Origin of the sequence: Lacticaseibacillus hulanensis, from assembly GCF_004010095.1 — a bacterium.
GTDB classification, from domain to species: Bacteria; Bacillota; Bacilli; order Lactobacillales; family Lactobacillaceae; genus Lacticaseibacillus; species Lacticaseibacillus hulanensis.
Map to the genome: position 1 here is coordinate 11,972 of NZ_RRYD01000009.1, position 15,671 is coordinate 27,642.

At 54.7% G+C, this 15,671-nt stretch carries 14 protein-coding genes and 1 tRNA gene; 3 read left to right on the forward strand and 12 right to left on the reverse strand.

Features of this window, described 5'->3' with window-relative positions; translation table 11 throughout:
* Positions 1 to 158: 158 nt before the first annotated feature.
* From EKN00_RS03075 to EKN00_RS03085, 3 genes are all read right to left on the reverse strand, one after another.
* Positions 159 to 1,409 carry a glutamate-5-semialdehyde dehydrogenase gene (locus EKN00_RS03075; RefSeq protein ID WP_277749623.1) on the reverse strand — a complete coding sequence of 417 codons (1,251 nt, stop codon included), beginning with the start codon at positions 1,407 to 1,409 and terminating at the stop codon, positions 159 to 161.
* Entirely contained in the window at positions 1,399 to 2,232 is an 834-nt protein-coding gene (gene proB, locus EKN00_RS03080) for a glutamate 5-kinase (protein WP_127848686.1), read from the reverse strand. The genes EKN00_RS03075 and proB overlap by 11 nt, the downstream gene beginning before the upstream one ends.
* 294 nt (positions 2,233 to 2,526) lie before the next feature.
* A complete protein-coding gene (locus EKN00_RS03085) occupies positions 2,527 to 4,884 on the reverse strand; it encodes a Xaa-Pro dipeptidyl-peptidase (RefSeq protein ID WP_127848687.1) in 2,358 nt (785 codons plus the stop codon).
* Between the two features lie 208 nt (positions 4,885 to 5,092).
* Between EKN00_RS03085 and EKN00_RS03090 the strand changes: the two genes are divergently transcribed.
* Both EKN00_RS03090 and EKN00_RS03095 read left to right on the forward strand, forming a co-directional pair.
* Positions 5,093 to 5,166 (forward strand) — tRNA-Arg (locus EKN00_RS03090).
* A 107-nt stretch (positions 5,167 to 5,273) separates the two neighbouring features.
* Complete coding sequence (locus EKN00_RS03095) at positions 5,274 to 5,909, forward strand: hypothetical protein (protein WP_127848688.1); 636 nt, start codon at positions 5,274 to 5,276, stop codon at positions 5,907 to 5,909.
* Positions 5,910 to 5,982: 73 nt separating this feature from the next.
* Here EKN00_RS03095 and EKN00_RS03100 read toward each other — a convergent pair whose 3' ends face one another.
* From EKN00_RS03100 to miaA, 4 genes are all read right to left on the reverse strand, one after another.
* Positions 5,983 to 7,056, reverse strand: coding sequence for an LCP family protein (locus EKN00_RS03100; protein ID WP_127848689.1), 1,074 nt, complete (start codon positions 7,054 to 7,056; stop codon positions 5,983 to 5,985).
* A 340-nt stretch (positions 7,057 to 7,396) separates the two neighbouring features.
* On the reverse strand, positions 7,397 to 8,737 hold the full coding sequence (glnA, locus tag EKN00_RS03105; RefSeq protein ID WP_127848690.1) for a type I glutamate--ammonia ligase: 1,341 nt from the start codon (positions 8,735 to 8,737) through the stop codon (positions 7,397 to 7,399).
* A gap of 42 nt (positions 8,738 to 8,779) precedes the next feature.
* Positions 8,780 to 9,130: a MerR family transcriptional regulator gene (locus EKN00_RS03110; RefSeq protein ID WP_127848691.1), complete on the reverse strand. Its 351-nt coding sequence runs from the start codon at positions 9,128 to 9,130 to the stop codon at positions 8,780 to 8,782.
* 210 nt (positions 9,131 to 9,340) lie between these two features.
* Positions 9,341 to 10,261, reverse strand: coding sequence for a tRNA (adenosine(37)-N6)-dimethylallyltransferase MiaA (miaA, locus tag EKN00_RS03115; protein ID WP_127848692.1), 921 nt, complete (start codon positions 10,259 to 10,261; stop codon positions 9,341 to 9,343).
* 129 nt (positions 10,262 to 10,390) lie between these two features.
* Here miaA and EKN00_RS03120 point away from each other — a divergent pair, with 129 nt between their 5' ends.
* A complete protein-coding gene (locus EKN00_RS03120; protein ID WP_127848693.1) occupies positions 10,391 to 10,570 on the forward strand; it encodes a DUF3042 family protein in 180 nt (59 codons plus the stop codon).
* 207 nt (positions 10,571 to 10,777) lie between these two features.
* On the opposite strand, the gene EKN00_RS03125 is transcribed toward EKN00_RS03120, so the two are convergent.
* From EKN00_RS03125 to EKN00_RS03145, 5 genes are all read right to left on the reverse strand, one after another.
* On the reverse strand, positions 10,778 to 11,197 hold the full coding sequence (locus tag EKN00_RS03125; RefSeq protein WP_127848694.1) for a rhodanese-like domain-containing protein: 420 nt from the start codon (positions 11,195 to 11,197) through the stop codon (positions 10,778 to 10,780).
* Positions 11,198 to 11,221: 24 nt separating this feature from the next.
* Positions 11,222 to 12,184: an ROK family glucokinase gene (locus EKN00_RS03130; RefSeq protein ID WP_127848695.1), complete on the reverse strand. Its 963-nt coding sequence runs from the start codon at positions 12,182 to 12,184 to the stop codon at positions 11,222 to 11,224.
* Positions 12,174 to 12,413, reverse strand: coding sequence for a YqgQ family protein (locus tag EKN00_RS03135; protein ID WP_127848696.1), 240 nt, complete (start codon positions 12,411 to 12,413; stop codon positions 12,174 to 12,176). Before EKN00_RS03135 ends, EKN00_RS03130 begins: the two co-directional genes overlap by 11 nt.
* Entirely contained in the window at positions 12,413 to 13,093 is a 681-nt protein-coding gene (locus EKN00_RS03140; RefSeq protein ID WP_127848697.1) for a rhomboid family intramembrane serine protease, read from the reverse strand. Before EKN00_RS03140 ends, EKN00_RS03135 begins: the two co-directional genes overlap by 1 nt.
* Before the next feature lie 310 nt (positions 13,094 to 13,403).
* Positions 13,404 to 15,530, reverse strand: coding sequence for a peptidoglycan D,D-transpeptidase FtsI family protein (locus EKN00_RS03145; RefSeq protein WP_127848698.1), 2,127 nt, complete (start codon positions 15,528 to 15,530; stop codon positions 13,404 to 13,406).
* Positions 15,531 to 15,671 lie beyond the last annotated feature (141 nt).

Here is a 15,671-nt window from a genome sequence, read left to right on the forward strand (position 1 = left end):
CCCCCTGTTTACTCAACGCAACCAGTTTAACAGGCAACCCGCCCAAAAATGAAATCCCCACAAGTAAAAGCCCGATTTTGCGGCATTTTACTTGCGGGGATTAATTGTTGCTGGAGTCAATCATGCAATTATCGTAGTTGCATTAACCATATTTTGCGTTACTGGCGAATCTGCCCGTCACCGGTGATGACGTACTTGATGGTCGTCAGCGCGCTCAGCCCCATCGGCCCGCGGGCGTGGAGCTTTTGGGTGCTGATGCCGATTTCAGCGCCGAAGCCAAATTCCATCCCGTCAGTAAAGCGGGTGGAGGCGTTGACGTAGACACACGCCGCATCAACGCGCTGCTGGAAATAACGGCCCGCGTTGATGTTTTGGGTGATGATTGTTTCGGAGTGGTGCGTGTTGTGGGCGTTGATGTGGGCAATCGCCTCGTCCTCAGAATCAACCACCTTCACGGCCATAATTAGGTCATTGTACTCCGTGTCCCAATCATCCGCCGTTGCTGGCACCACGTCCGGTACCAATTCCTGGACCCGGGCATCCCCGCGCACTTCCACCCCGTGGTCGCGCAGGTCCTGGACCAACGCCGGCACGTAACTGGCCGCAACGTCGCGGTGCACCAGCAGTTTTTCGGCGGCGTTGCAGACAGACGGACGCTGCACCTTGGCGTTAATCGTGATTGCACGCGCCATGCCGAGGTCCGCAGTGGCATCGACATAAATGTGGCAATTGCCGGCACCAGTTTCAATCACCGGCACCGTGGCCTGGTTAACCACGGCCTTGATGAGGCCGGCACCACCGCGCGGAATCAGCACGTCGAGGTATTCGTTCAAGTGCATGAACTCACCGGCCAGTTCGTGGCTTGGATTCGTGATTAGTTGAACCGCATCGACGGGCAGGCTGGATTCTGCCAGTGCCGCCCGCAAGACCGCAACGAGCGCCTGATTGCTGTGCATGGCCTCCTTGCCGCCACGCAAGATCACGGCATTGCCGCTCTTGAAGCAGAGGCCAGCCGCATCCACGGTCACGTTGGGCCGGGCTTCATAAATCATCCCCACCACGCCCAGGGGCACGCGCTGCTGCAGAATCTGCAGTCCAGCATCGGTGGTCCAGCCGCGGTCAATTTTGGCGGTGGGGTCAGCCAGCTGGGCCACATCCCGCAAGCCTTGGGCCATGTCGGCCACCCGGGTTGCCGTCAGCTGCAGGCGGTCAACGAATTTTGCCGCCACCAGGTCGCCGGCTAAGTCTTCCTTGTTGGCCGCAAGAATGTCGTCAGTTGCCGCCACCAGTTTGTCCGCCATCAGTTCGAGCACAGAATTCTTCTGGGCCGCACTAAGCTGCGCGATTGTGTACGCCGCGTCCTTAGCTGCCTGACCCATCACCTGCAAATTATTACCGTTAGTTGCCACTGATAACCGCCTCCAATACGTTTTCGCCAAACCAAGTGCCAATGCGTTCGCCAGCCAGAATGCGCAGAATCACGCGCGGATCCGCACCACTGGCCAAAACCATTTGCCCGCCGCTGTTAATCATCCGCTCCGCAGCGCGCAGCTTCGTTACCATGCCGCCCGTGCCAAACCGGGTGGAACTGCCACCCGCGCCCATCAGGACCTTGTCCGACAGGTGCTCGACTTCAGTCATCAGGTGGGCGTTGCTGAACTTATTGGGGTCGCGGTCGTACAGGCCGTCGATGTCGGAGAGAACAATCAACGTGTCTGCCCCCACCTGGGTGGCCACAATCGCCGCCAGCTGGTCGTTATCCCCAAAAGTCGTGTGGTGGTCCATCTCGTCCGTGGCCACCGAGTCGTTTTCGTTGATTACCGGAATCACGTTCTTAGCGAGCAGTGCATCAATCGTGTCGAACACGTGCTGGCGGCTCACCGGATAATCGAACGTGTCGTGTGTCAGCAGCAGTTGGCCAATCTGGGTGCCGTAATCACTAAAGCGCTGGGAGTACAGGTTCATCAGCTCCAGCTGGCCAATCGCCGCCAGTGCCTGCTGCTCGGCGATGGCGGCCGGCCGCTTTTGCATGTGCATGCGGTCGAGCCCGACGCCAATTGCGCCAGAGGACACTAGCAGCACTTGCACGCCCTGGTTGTTCAGCGCAGACAGCGTGTAGGCAAGCCGGTCAATCGTTAGCAGGTTGACCTTGCCCGTCTTTGGGTGAATCAGGCTGCTTGTGCCTATTTTAACGACCACCCGGCCATAATGAATTAAACGTTTGCTGCTCATGGTTACCCTCCTGCTACATCTGGCATTTGCTTTAAAAAAAGCGCCACTTCAACCGAGGCACCCATCGCTGGGCGGTACCATCCTCGTTTGAAGCAGCGCTCCACACTTTTCCTAGAATATTAATCTTGTTTGCGCCTGCGCGCTGATTCCGGCTTGGATTCGTGACCTGGGACGGCTTGCAATCGGTGACCGTCCTCCCTGGACCGCACTACTATGACCGGAAGATTTGATAGGGCTAGTGTAGACCAAGTGCTTTCTGAAAGTCAACTAGATAATTGAAATTTCGGCGGCGCGTTATTTGCCTTCGCGAACAGGGAGGGTTAACTCACTGTCCGCCAGGTTGATTGTGTACGTCACCTCACGCACTGGGCGAATTGTCTGCGCCTGATCCGCGCCGTGAACGATGAGCGCCAGGGTGCGGCCCGCCGGTAAGTGGTACCGCGTTGGCTGCAGATCCAGCTCCAGCGTGATTGGCTGCCCCGGTTCGGTCGTGATTGACACCGCCGGGCTCTTTGGGTTCTGCGTGTTGGCGTGGGCAAAGGTAATCAGCTTCGCATTCGTGGCGGTTGTCGCCGGCTTAAACTCAAGAATGCTGCTGGTTTTAAAGTCATAGCCGAGCGGGTAACCGCTCATCTCAACGGTGCTGGCCGTTTTGGTGAACCGCTTGGCCGTCCCCAGATCAACCAGCCGCACACTGGTGATTGCTGACAGCGCGTCAATGCTGAGGGTAAGGCGCAGGTGCGGCGTGCCCTCCAGCACCAAATCGTGGTCGAGCTTTGCAAGTGGCAATACCACCCGCGAATCAGCGTAGATGGATTCTGGCTCAATGATTTTGTCCTCAAATCCGTCACTCGTATCCTCGTTGGCCTTGAACTCAGCGGTGCTGTGGTCCGTGAAGGTTGTTTCACCCGCACCCAGCTTGATGGTCTTGCTGCCAATGCCGGCGCCGGTACCAAAGTCAGGTTCGATGATCCAGGTCTCTGGTTCCACGTTATCTTGAATTGTCACGTCGGGCAGCGTGTCGACGGCGTGGTTGTCAACGCCGAGCAGCTTATTGCTCAGCCACAAGTTCATCTGGTCGGTAAAATCAAGCGACAAAATGTTGTTCAGGTAAACGTGCTGCCCCTGGTGCAGGTACAGCTTGTGGCGGATTGGCAGGTTCGCCACCGCCTTGTGGAACTCAATCACGTTGCGCGGCTTAACGTTCCAGTCATTGAGGCCGTGCACACTAATGATGTCACACTTGATGTTCGCCGCGTTGTTCCGGTAATTGCGGGCATCCCAAAATGGGGTGTAGTCCCCGTACTTGCGGTCCTGTCCCGCGGCCAAATCCGCGAGGCGCTGCTGCCACTTGGCGTCCACCTTGTTCGCATCCCCCGCTGCCTTCAGCCGGGAGTACGTGTCCACCGCCAGTACGTCCGTGTCCTCGCCCTGAAAGCCGCCTGGTGCAACCACCAGTCCGTTTTCCCGGTAGTAATCGTACCAGCTGGAGATTGCGGCCTCAGAAATGGCGGTCTTGAGCGCCGGGGTCCCACTCGTGGCCGCCGCAATTGCGAGCGTCCCGAGGTAGGATTTGCCGGTCATGGCAACACTGCCGTTGCACCACCACGCCTTGATTTCGGTTGTACCGGTGCGCGTGGTGAATGCGCGCCGACTGCCGCCGAGCCACTCAATCACGGCCACCGCACTTGCGGTCTCGTCCGGGCCACCAGTGCTCCGCAGACCGTCCGATCCGCGCGTGCCGACACCGGCAGAATAAACCGTTGCGAAACCGCGCGCCAGGAAGTAATCGTTCAGCGAATAAATCCCGTCCTCGTCGCCGTACGCCGCGGCCTGAGTTGCAGTGCCGGTTGCAGTGCGCCGGGGTAAATCAAGCGGCTGGTCGGCCGGTGCTTTGGCCTGGGTGCGGGCCGGCTTAACGGCCAGCTCTGGCTCCGGCGTGTGCGTGACCGCCGTGACGTCGTTGGTACCGCGAAAATACGGGTTCGCCGTCAACAGTGCCGGCACTGTCACACCCGAATTCGTTTCACCCGGACGGAATATCGTCGTTTCCAACATGTCGCGCTTACCGTCGCCATCCGTGTCCAGGTCGGACTCAATCCACACCCGCTCGCGAATCACCTTGTGCGTGTCGAACGTCGGCAGCGTCTTGCCGTTGAAGAACTTGAAATCGCCTTGCTGCTCGCGCAAGAAACCCTTGGCCGCCAGTGCATCAATGAGCACAACCAGGTGCTTGGTCCGCGTGTTCAGCAGCAGGTAAAAGGCCGCGAGTAATTCGTCCTGGGTGGCAATGTCTTCGGCGACAACCGGCAGGCCGGTCTTGGTCATGAAGCTAATCGCGCTCCCGTAATCAAAATCGATGCCAGCCTCAAAACCGAGGTACTGCAACCCGATGGTGTAGAAGGTTTCGCGGTCGATGCGTTCAGGCTTGGTCTCAAGGAAGCTAGCCAAATCCGCAGTCTTGCTGGCGGCACGCTCGCTAAGTGCCTCGAACTTGGCGGTGTCACTGAATGCGGCTGGTTCAAAAGCTTCATAGTAGGCCTGCGCCAATGCGGCCAAGTCGTCAGCCGTCACTGGCAGGCCGAGTGCGCTTAATTCAGCCTTTTTGGTGGCATAATCTGGGTTCAAACGAGCAAATTGATTAAGATGCATAATGTTCCTCTTTTCAGATTCTAATGTAGATTAATTTTAGTGTATGCCCCGCGGTACCTTTGGGCAAGTATCAGGGGCAAATCGGCGTGAAAAAAGGCCGAGATTTCGGCGCACCCGATTCGCAAGCGCCCATTCCCGCAAATTTGGGCCCCGCGCCGTTTTCTGCATTGACAATCAGCATGATTTTTCCATATACTAGTATGCGTTCGCAATAGTAGCTCAGTTGGATAGAGCAATGGTCTTCTAAACCATCGGTCGCGGGTTCAAATCCCGCCTATTGCACTTTCAGCAGTCAGCACTATGGCTGCGCTTTGCACGTTGAAGCGTCTAAAACCGGCAAGAAATCATTTCTTGTCGGTTTTTTTCCAATTAATTCCGAGGTGTTGGACATGAGCTTAGTCACCGCAGTTCTAACGCAAAACGAGTGCTCGGTTGTCTCCGACGGGCGCATCTCGTCGCCGGACGGGGCAATCTACTACGAAGCGTTCAAGAAGTTCCGCGTTTTTGACGACCGGTTCATCATCCTCGGCGGCGGCTATCAGGACCCGCTGATTGAGTTCTGGCACAACCTGGAGAACACGACGCTCCCGCTTAGTTGGCGGACAATCGAGGAATACCTGCGCACGTACATGACCAAAACCGTGCGTTATTACGTGCTGAATCACGGGGACGCCGGCGCCGGGCCCGTGGCGACAATCGTTCTTGCCGGGATTAATGACGATGGTAAGATCGCCGCGCACGCGTTCACAAACGATGGGTACGGCATGTACGATAAGCAGTTCTTAGAGCCCGATCCGGGCAAGGTGACGGTCATCGCCTGTCCCCCGCCCGAATACCCAAACGCCCAGCAGCTACTGGTGCGCAACCTCCACCAGTTGGGGCCGCAGCACTACCTTGACGCCCAGATTAACACCCAGTTAACCGTCGCGGAAACCGCATTTAGCGTGAACGCCAAGTCTTTTGGCGCGATTTTGACCAAAGACGGGACGCTGCAGGAAATTGAACGCGGCCAAATTGCAATCTAGTTGACCATTATTACGCAAAATAATAGCCCCAACCAATTCGGAACGATTCCGAACTGGTTGGAGCTATTTTTAGTTAATATGCGTAAATGTGGAAGACTGGGTTATAACCTGAGGACCAATCGAACGTTGTGTTGAGGTCGTTCTGGTGGGTCACCTGGTTGTCGACCGTCTCGGTTTCCTTGCCCAGCTGCGTGTTGATGAGGTCACTGACCCGCTGCAGCTCACTGGTCTTCGTGACCTGATAGCTCGCCCCGTCAATGTACGCACCGACACCCTTCAGCTGATCACGCTTCAGGTGCTGCAAAGCCGCGCGGTAGTTGCTGTTGGTACCAATGCCCATCAAGTCATCAAAGGACAGGTTCATCTGCATGTTACCCTTGAGCGTTTGGAGCAGCGGCTTGTAATTGGTTAACGTGCTGGCGTTCAGGACCTTCTTCATGATGGCCTTGATGACAGTCTGTTGCCGTTTCTGCCGGCCATAGTCACCCTCGGGGTCTTCGTGCCGCATGCGAGCAAACTGTAGCGCACGCTGGCCGTCAAGATGTGCCGGACCTTTGGTGAAAATCCCCGCACCGTTTTTGGTGTCATTCCAGGCAAACGGGACGTTCACGTCAATGCCGCCGACAGCGTCCACAATGTCGGACAGCCCGCCCATGTTCACGGTGACGTAATAATCAATCGGAATATTCAACAAAGTCTCAACGGTCTTCACCGTGGTTTCGGACCCGCCAATCAGATACGACGCGTTAATCTTGTGGAAATTAGGCGTCTGGCTACCGTTTTGAATGTCAGCAAGCGTATCGCGGGGGATGCTGACCATCGTGGTCTTTTTCTTCTTCGGGTTCACGGTGACCACAATCAGCGTGTCAGCGTTACCCTTCTGCGTCCGCCCGAGCGCGCCGGTATCTGTCCCAATGAGCAGAAATGAAATCGGCTTTTCGTCTTTAATTTTTTCAGTTGCGTTGCGCCCTTGAAGCTGCTGAAAGGTACCACCAATCGCGGACCGCGTGTCGGCATACATCCGAAACGCGTACGCCCCAAGCACGAGGAATAACCCGAGCAGAGAAATAACCAGAAAATGGCCAACAGGGTGTCGCGGCCGGCTTCGGCGTGGCTCTTGCATGTTGTCGCCCCTAACTTTGTTCATTTTATCATCGCCTTAGTATACCACGATGATTTCCGCCATTTACAAAAGGCTAGACGGTTTTATCATTTGGTAAGGAATTGGCAGCTGGGACAGGTTTTGACTTCCGGTTGCGTGCCTGGTCCCGGGTGTGCTCGCCGTGGTCATGAACCCGAGCGTAATAGATCCTTTCGCTGGTATGGGCACATTACAATCGCATCCACAAGCGGGCTTACACCGCGACCACAATCAAAAAAGAGACCCACGGCCAGCATCAATGCCCACCATGGATCTCGATATTACCTACTAAGTTTGGCCACAAATCATCTGCCGACTACGCATCCAGATGACCGCCGCGGAGTGCCTAGTACAATTCCAGGTACTGATCGCGTTCCCAGTCACCAACCTGCTGACGGTAGGCCATCCATTCCATGTTCTTGGAATCCATGAAGCTCTGGTACAGGTGGTCACCAAGTGATGCCTTAACCACGTCGTCTGCTTCAAGAGCCTTCAGCGCGTTGTGCAAGGTGCTTGGCAGGTCCTGGATGTGGTTGGCCTGACGTTCGCTTGGGCGCATCCGGTAAATGTTGCGGTCGACGGCCTCTTCCGGCTGCAGCTTCTCGTGAATCCCATCGAGACCAGCCGCAAGAATTGACGCGATGGCGAGGTATGGGTTAGCCGCTGGGTCAACACTGCGCAGTTCAAGACGCGTGGACAGCCCGCGCGCACTTGGAACCCGAACCAGTGGTGAACGGTTGTGACCGGACCAAGCAATGTAGACGGGTGCTTCAAAACCGGGCACAAGCCGCTTGTAGGAGTTAACAATTGGGTTGTTAATTGCCGTCAGGGCGCGGGCGTGGTCGAGCAGACCAGCCAGGAAGTGCAGCGCCGTGTCGGATAGCTTTTCTTCACCATCTGGATCGTAGAACGTGTTGCCGTCCTCGTTGAACAGGGACATGTTTATGTGCATCCCGCTACCGTTAATCCCGTGGAGCGGCTTGGGCATGAAGGTTGCGTACAACCCGTGCTTGCGGGCAATCGTCTTCACGACCAGCTTGAAGGTCTGAATGTTATCAGCCGCTTCGAGGGCGTCAGCATACTTAAAGTCAATTTCGTGCTGACCAGGTGCAACTTCGTGGTGGGAAGCTTCAACTTCAAAGCCCATCTTTTCCAGTTCAAGAACGATATCACGCCGGCAGTTTTCACCCATGTCAAGCGGCGCAAAGTCGAAGTAAGAACCCTTATCGTTGAGCTTCGTGGTTGGCTGACCATTCTCATCGAGCTTGAACAGGAAGAATTCAGGTTCAGGGCCGATGTTGAAGCTCGTAAACCCAGCCTTCTTCATCTCGCCGACAACCCGGGTCAGGTTATTGCGGGGGTCACCCGCAAACGGTTCGCCATCAGAGCGGTGAACAGAACAAATGAACCGGGCAACCCGGCCGTGTTCATTGCCCCATGGGAAAATCAGGTAAGTGGACAGATCCGGGTAGAGCAGCATGTCACTTTCTTCAATGCGGACAAAGCCGTCAATACTGGAGCCGTCCATCGCCATCTTGTTGCTGAGAACCTTCTCAAGTTGGGAGACGGGAACCTCAACGTTCTTAATCATGCCGTTGATATCCGTGAACATCAACCGTAAGAACTGAACATTTTCTTCCTGAACGCTTTGCCGAATTTCATCGGCGGTAAACACTTTGCGAGCCATGTGTATCCCCTTTGTGGACATTGTCCGAATATTTTTGTGGTGCTAGTGGAAATTCTGACCGTACGGGCTGCTTCCTGACTGGCCAAAACGCTGATTGAACAATTCATCACGCAACGCACGCCGCGCCGCCGCATCACTAGTTTGCTGGCGCTGGTGCTGCCGAACCCGCTTAATGTCAGCTAGGCTCATCCCCGAGCGCCGTTCATTGACGATCCCAATTAGTGAATCCACGTCGTTTAGCGAATACATACGGTGGTTGCCGGCATTGCGCAGCGGCTTCACCAATCCCTGCTCTTCAAAGTAGCGAATCTGGCGGGCGGTCAAAGTTGTGAGGTTCATCACTGTGCCAATCGGCAATACAGCTCTACGCCGCAATAAATCATCATCTGCCACGACTGTACCTCCTAATTAACACGAATCTTTGTTGTTCAACCAAACAATGGTGTAAGTATAGCAAGCATACCAAAGCCGGTCAACTCAATATGTTAGATTATCTGACATCCGCAAAATATTTTTTTGAGTACTAAAAAAACGCCGAACGTTCGGCGTTTCCGGTCATCAAATATAATAATAACTAATACTCAAATAAGATTGTCACACGATTCACGGCTCAAGCCACGTGTATACCAATTCTGTAACGTCAGCAAAATTATCACGCCCAGTAACTAGGTCAAACCAGTGTGGGTGCATCTGGTTCTTGAAGTAGGTCAACTGGCGCTTGGCATACCGCCGCGAATTCCGCTTGATTAACGCCACCGCCTCGTCAAGCGCGACCGCACCCTGCAGGTACGGCAGTAACTCCTTGTAGCCAATTGCCGCCAGTGCCTGCGCGTCACTTCCCGCTACCTGGACAACGCGCCGCACCTCGTCAACCAGACCAGCATCAATCATGGCGTCAACGCGCGCGTTAATCCGTTCATACAGCAACTCCCGGTCCGTCGTCAGCCCAATGACCAGCGCGTCATACTTCGGCTCAGGCGCCTTCTGCTTGGAAAAAAGCGCGCCGGTCTGCTCAATCACCTCGAGTGCGCGGACTACGCGACGCACGTTTGCGGCCGGAATCTTCGCCGCCGCGTCCGGATCTCTTTGCCGCAGCAGATCCCAGAGTGCGTCCTGACCACTTTGTGCAGCGAACTCCTGCCACTTTTGCCGCAGCGGTGAGGCGCCATCCTGACCGAGCGGCAGCCCGAGACGCAGGGCGTTGAGGTAAAAGCCCGTGCCCCCGACCAGAATCGGTAACTTGCCGTCCGCCCGAATCGCCGTAATCTCCGTTTCCGCTCGCGCCATGAACTGAGCCACCGAGAAGCTCTCCGTTGGCGGCAGAATATCAATCAGCCGGTGCTCAGCGGCCCTCTGTTCAGCGGCAGTGGGCTTGGCCGTACCGATGTCCATGCCCTGGTACACCTGGAAGGCGTCCGCGTTCACGATGATACCGTTAAACTTTTGGGCAAGCTCAATGGCTAGTGCGGTTTTCCCCACTGCGGTCGGGCCCCCGACCATGATTATTTTTGGTTTGACCGTCATGTGCAGGCCACCTTTCCGCGCGATTGCTTAATTGTTTACTGTTATTACTAAATGCGCTCGTTTTCACAAACTGAATGTTATATACTGAAGATATAAAAAGAAAGCGCAATCCAGAATGGAGGAATCACTATGAAACACAAGTTTATTACCGGTTTTGCTTTTGGTACTCTTGCAACTATCGCGACCGCTGCCCTCAGCGTTCTCGCATTTAAGAAGAGTTACATCGACCCCGTTGAGACCAAGGTTGACGAAATCAACGAAAACCGTCGCCGCGCAATTCGCAAGTCACTGGGTGCACACCAGGGCTAACTTGCGGGCAACATTCTAACGCAATTAAACCAATAGATTGAACCAGAACAAGCACGACCGCCAGAAGCGGATGTGCTTGTTTTTTTCAGCCAAAATCGCGTACTGCAGAACCGCAATACCGACATTATACCGCAACCACTGGCACTGCGCGGAAGACTGCGGCCACAAAAAAACTGCCCAAGGTAACCCTGGACAGCCTTTGTGGTCCTAGTTTTTCTTTGTTTTACCGGACCATTCTGCGAAGCCATCTTTCAGCCAGTAGATTTTTTCAAACCCGTCCTTGCTGAACATCCGTACTGCCCGCAGTGACATTGAACCGGTGGCGTCGTAAAGGTAGACTGGCAAGTCCTTGCGCAGACCACTCATTTTCTGACTAAGCAGTGCTAGCGGGATGTTACGCGCCCCAAGAATGTGGTTTGAATCAAACTGATTGCTTTCGCGCAAATCAATGATCTGGGCCTTCCGCATGGTTTCTTCAAACTCCGCGCCGGTCAATTCCCCGCCGAACTTCTTGTAACGACGTGTCATTACGTACCGATATAGCCAACTACCTGCCCAAAAGAGCACCATCAACGCGATGATTACCCAAATGGCAGTGAAAAATGATGATCCTGCCCCAAAAAACATGTTCCAGCCTCCTGCAAATATTATTTAATCGAGTGCCAGCCGTGCAGCCCCGATGACCCCAGCAGTGTTACCCAGTGTTGCCAGGACAACCTTCGTTGTGTCGCGCACGTTCTTGAACGTGTACTTCTCAAAGTTCTTCTGCACCCGTTTGAGCAGGAAGTCCCCTGCTGCGCTCACACCGCCACCAATGACGATGTATTCTGGGTTCAGCGTGTTCCCCAAGTTGGCCAGTGCAAAACCAAGGTAGTAAGAAACCTTGTCGGCAACCGCAAGAGCCAGCTTGTCGCCAGCCTTGGCCAAGTCAAAGACCATCTTGGAGGAGATGTCATCCCCGTTGTCCAAGGTTTCCTTCAGCTTGGAGTCACCAGCGTATTCTTCCGCCATGTCGCGCGCAACCCGGACAATCCCGGTTGCGGACGCAACGGTTTCCAAACAGCCGTGGTTCCCGCATGTGCACAGGTAACCGTTGTGTGGCTCAACAACCACGTGGCCAATTTCACCAGCGGAACCGGCAGTCCCATGGAGCAACTTGTTGTCCATGATGATGCCGCCGCCAATCCCGGTGCCAAGTGGGACCAGAATGACGTTTGGTTCGTTTTGGCCGGCACCCTGCCAGCGTTCGCCGAGTGCGGCACAGTTAGCGTCGTTGTCAACGGAAAAGGCAATGCCGGTGCCTGCTTCGATGTCGCGCTTAACTGGCTGCTTGGTCTTCCAGTTAAGGTTGTAGGCACCGGTAACGGTCCCCTCTTTAATATCAACAGAACCAGGTGTCCCCATCCCAATTCCAACAAAGTCTGATGGCTTCATGTTGTAAAGGGCAAGGTGTTCATTGATGCTTGCGATAATGTCCGGCACAATGTGACTACCTTCATCCAAAATGTTGGTATCAATTGCCCATTTCTGCTGGATTTCGCCTTCTGTAGTTAAAATGGCGAACTTGCAGGTCGTACCACCAAGGTCGACCCCAATCAGCTTCTTATCTGTCATCTGTTTTTTTCCTCCGACTAGTTAATTTAAGGGGGTTACGCACTTCTTCCTCGTGCGCGTGATTCAAAATGATTTTGGCCCTAGCATAATCTGCATTATCGAGCAGCCCCGTTTTGTGCAGGCGGTCAAGCTCGATGGCAACTAGTTCCATGTCGTATAGTCGTTTGCCCAAGTGAACGAAAGTCCCGTAGCGTTTGAGGAGCTTGAGCACATCATTGTAGGTTTCCATTACAACAAATTGCCTCCGTAGATGGCACCCAGTAACACGGGCGCTACGACTAACAGTACCCCCATGATAATCCGGCGCGTCTTGCTCAGCTCCCCAATCAGGGGCACCCCGACGACGCCAGCGATGAGGAACCCACCAATCAGGCCGCCCAAGTGTCCGGCAATATCGATGTTGCCCGCAAACAGGTCAAACACCAAGTTTACGGCAACCACCGCGAGCACGGAACGCGTCATCGCCGCAATCTGCGGCCGATCCCGGAACGAGTCCCCAATCATGAGGAACGCACCGAACAAGCCGAATAGTGACGTTGACGCCCCCGCAGCAACCGCACTGGTACTACCAAACAGGAGTCCAGCGAAATTCCCCGTAATCCCGCTGACAAGGTATATCACGAGAAAACGCCAGTGGCCAAATGCTTGCTCTGTGACGCGGCCCAAAATCCACAAAGTAACCATGTTGACGACCAGGTGGGTAATACCGATGTGCAGAAAGATTGGCGTGAGCAGCCGCCACCACTCGTGTGCAAGCACAACGGACGGTGCAAACCGCGCGCCCAAATCATAGAGCACGGCCGTACTGGTGGATCCGCCCATGAGCGTCTCCACGACAAACATGAAAACTGAAATGCCGAGCAACACCGTGGTGACCCACTGCCCCGCAAAGAAGTTTTGTCTACGCATTGATTACCTCAACTTCCCCGCAATCTTCCGGCGCTAACTGCACCGAATTGCTAAGACCAATAAACAATTTTAGCATGTTTCGCTAAAATTAGCCACGTAAAACGCTATCTTTACCGGTTTCCAGCCATTTGATAACACTGGTTAACCAATTTTTGAATGCGTAATCGTAAACAACAATAATGTCCCTAAAATTAATAACGCAACAATAATCGGGTCATTTCAACCAAAATGTCTCAGTTCAACCCAGTGGCCTTTCCCACGCGTCGAAAAAATCCGCGCAACTAACCGTGCACGGATTTTCGCCAGGATACTACTGCAAGGTTTGGGCAGTCGAGCTGTAACCCGATTGCTTCTTGACGTGGTACATGTCGTAGTACGCCTGAATAATGTCGTGCGTCATGTCCTTGGTGTACCCGTGTGAACTAAGGGAAACGTTCGGCATGACCACGGCCACCGTAATCTGCGGGTTCTTCGCCGGAGCCATCGCCACCAGTGAGATGTTCAGCGTGCTGACCACTGGCGACTTCAAGTTCTCCGGATCGGTGTGCGCAAAACTCTGCGCCGTCCCGGTCTTGGCCGCAACCCCAGGATTGAGCGTGCCAAGCACCTTCGCCGTTGCCCACGGGTCGGTCCCGTGACCAACCAGCCACATCCCCTGCTTGACGAAATCAATGTCCGCCGCGGAGTTACCAATCTTGCCCAGAATATTCGGCTGAGTGGTTGATTCCACCTGCGTCGAGTCATCACTGTTCTTTTGCGCAATGGACTGCACCAGGTATGGCTGCATCCGGTAACCACCATTGGCGATGGTCGAGACGTACTGGCCCATTTCCATTAACGTGTACGGGTCGTAGTTCCCAAAACCCATACTCAGCGCGGCCCCGGTGTTCAGGACCCCGTATTCGTTCAGGATGTCCCCGGGCTTCCCCGCGACTTCCCCCGGCATGTCAATTCCGGTCTTGAGGCCCAACCCGAACTGGTTGAAGTACCCCCGGACCTTGTCAAAGATGTTACTGTTCATGCGCATCCGGACCTTTGGAATGTAGTCGTTTCCGGATACCCCAGCTTCCTTCATGACCAGTCGCATCATGTAGATGTTACTGGAAACTTCAATCGCGTGTTGCGCGGTCATTGAGCTGTAAGTCCCAACTGGGTAGTCAGAACTCTTCACCTTGGTCCCCTTCAGGTAGATAGGATCTTCGGACTGGGTGTTGTTCGTGCGGGTAATCACACCGTCCTGCAGCGCCCCGAGCACCATGCCGGGCTTAACCGCCGACCCCATAACGAAGGACCGGTTAATCACCCCAAGTGAATCTTCATCAAGCTTGCCAGTCTTGAAGTTGTGCTTAAACCCAACCATGGACAACACTGCCCCGGTGTTCGGGTTCATGACCACGGCATAGGCCCCATCGGAAAGACTGGCGTTACCGGCGCCCAGTGCCTTGTTGAACTGGGTCTTCACGATGTTTTCAACCTTGGCCTGGAACTTGGAGTCGATGGTCAGGGTTAGGTTGGACCCCTTCTTCCCCTTGTACTTTTCAACCTGCTTGGCAATCTGGTTGGTACTGCTGAGCGAAACCTCGGTCTGGGACTTGCTCCCGCGCAGGGCGGTTTCGTATTGCTTCTCCAGGTACGAGGTCCCGACCCGGTCGTTCCGCGCGTAACCAGCCTCAAGGTATGACATCAGGGATTCACTTGGCAGCCCCGCCTTTTCCGAACTAACGTGCCCGATCACGGTCGTCATTGACTTCCCGTTCGGATATTCACGTTCCCAGTTCGTCCCGAGGTTAACCCCAGGCAGCGTGGTCAGGTGCTCGCTGACAACCGCAATTTCCTTTTCGCTAACGTTTTGGTCCTTGATGTTAACGGTCGAAAGCTGCGTGGCACCGTTCATGATCTTGTAGATTGCCGCGGCCTGTTTCTCCTGCGCATTCAGCGTCACGTGCTTGGTGCGCGCGACCTTCAACTGCAGCTTGTACAGCTTGTCGTCCTTGTACCCGCGCTGCTTCTTCGTGAGCTGCTTGTTGACGGCCTTGGTGTTGGCCGGCTTGGCGAGCCAGTAGTCCAGGATATCCCGCTTTTGCAGCTTCCCCGCATCGACCGTGATGTAGTTGGTCAGCCGGTTGGCCACCTGGTACATCTGTTTAGCGGGCGTAGAGACGTTCTTGGTGTACGTGATGGCAGGTTCGGCCTTATTGTCGACCATGACCCGGCCCTGTGAGTCATAGATTTCACCACGGGGCACGTTACCAGAAACGTCGGTGGTCCCGGTACGGTTAACTTCTGCGGCAAAACTATCCCCGTTTGCGATTTGCAGGTAGGCCAGCTGCGTCACTAGTCCTGCAAACAGCAGAAACGCCACGAAGAGTAAAAAATTCAGCCGAAATGGAATTGCAGATTTTGGGCGCTTAGGCCGTGGTGTACGAATGTACTTCAATTGGGCATTCTCCTTACATACTTATGTACCCCATGATACCATGAGTGCGCAAACTCCGCGTGGCAAACACGGGCGTCATGCCACTTAACTTACACTTTTTTAAGATACATTCGCTTTCTGGTCGCCCAGAATTAACGAAAT

Bases quoted from the DNA above. Each gene is read 5' to 3' on its own strand.
- proB (WP_127848686.1), bottom strand. From the start codon at position 2,232: ATGAGCAGCAAACGTTTAATTCATTATGGCCGGGTGGTCGTTAAAATA.
- EKN00_RS03085 (WP_127848687.1), bottom strand. From the start codon at position 4,884: ATGCATCTTAATCAATTTGCTCGTTTGAACCCAGATTATGCCACCAAA.
- EKN00_RS03095 (WP_127848688.1), top strand. From the start codon at position 5,274: ATGAGCTTAGTCACCGCAGTTCTAACGCAAAACGAGTGCTCGGTTGTC.
- EKN00_RS03100 (WP_127848689.1), bottom strand. From the start codon at position 7,056: ATGAACAAAGTTAGGGGCGACAACATGCAAGAGCCACGCCGAAGCCGG.
- glnA (WP_127848690.1), bottom strand. From the start codon at position 8,737: ATGGCTCGCAAAGTGTTTACCGCCGATGAAATTCGGCAAAGCGTTCAG.
- miaA (WP_127848692.1), bottom strand. From the start codon at position 10,261: ATGACGGTCAAACCAAAAATAATCATGGTCGGGGGCCCGACCGCAGTG.
- EKN00_RS03120 (WP_127848693.1), top strand. From the start codon at position 10,391: ATGAAACACAAGTTTATTACCGGTTTTGCTTTTGGTACTCTTGCAACT.
- EKN00_RS03125 (WP_127848694.1), bottom strand. From the start codon at position 11,197: ATGTTTTTTGGGGCAGGATCATCATTTTTCACTGCCATTTGGGTAATC.
- EKN00_RS03130 (WP_127848695.1), bottom strand. From the start codon at position 12,184: ATGACAGATAAGAAGCTGATTGGGGTCGACCTTGGTGGTACGACCTGC.
- EKN00_RS03135 (WP_127848696.1), bottom strand. From the start codon at position 12,413: ATGGAAACCTACAATGATGTGCTCAAGCTCCTCAAACGCTACGGGACT.
- EKN00_RS03140 (WP_127848697.1), bottom strand. From the start codon at position 13,093: ATGCGTAGACAAAACTTCTTTGCGGGGCAGTGGGTCACCACGGTGTTG.